The organism is Treponema endosymbiont of Eucomonympha sp. (assembly GCF_001028545.1).
Window position 1 is genome coordinate 1 of record NZ_BBPW01000441.1, and the last position, 588, is coordinate 588.

1 protein-coding gene is annotated in these 588 nt (G+C 53.4%); it reads right to left on the minus strand.

What is annotated here, in order from left to right; all coding sequences use genetic code 11:
- The coding region (locus tag AWU74_RS07505; RefSeq protein ID WP_162505029.1) for a transporter substrate-binding domain-containing protein at positions 1-588 on the minus strand (588 nt) is incomplete at both ends.

The window sequence follows — 588 nt, forward strand, 5'->3', positions numbered from 1 at the left end:
GTTTTTTGCCAGCATAAAACTGGTGTCCGCGATAAACGCCGGAGGCGTAAGACGCAGGTTTGTTATTCCCAGTTCCTTGGTAACGACGTCAAAGGTCGTTGGAAACACTATAGCGCCGTCCGCGTCGCCTTTGCTTACCGCCCTGATCAAATCGGTGTCGCTCGCGTCGCTGTAGCCCTTCAGAGTGAATTCTGCGCCCGGGTGCGCCTTGTTCCACGAAGACAGAAAAGAATACCGGTAATCCGAGACGGCGCACGCTATGGTTTTTCCGGAAAAATCGCTTATCGAGTTGAGGTTTTGCTGAGCGGCCTGCGTTACAAAGCTTTCCGGTATGAGCGCCGTATACTGCTCCGGGAACAGAAACTTTGCTTTCCGCGCTTCGCTCCGAATCAGCGTATACATGGCTATAGAAATATCCCCTACTTCAAGCGCGACGGGCATAGCCGCGTAATCCATGCCGCTGATTTTGAATTCGTATTGCGGAAGCAGCTTGTCGACTTCCCGCAATACGGCGACTTCATAGCCGTCGTATTCGTCGTCGCTGTTCAGATACGAAAACAGCACGTCTGTCGCCGTCGCCGCTACCCG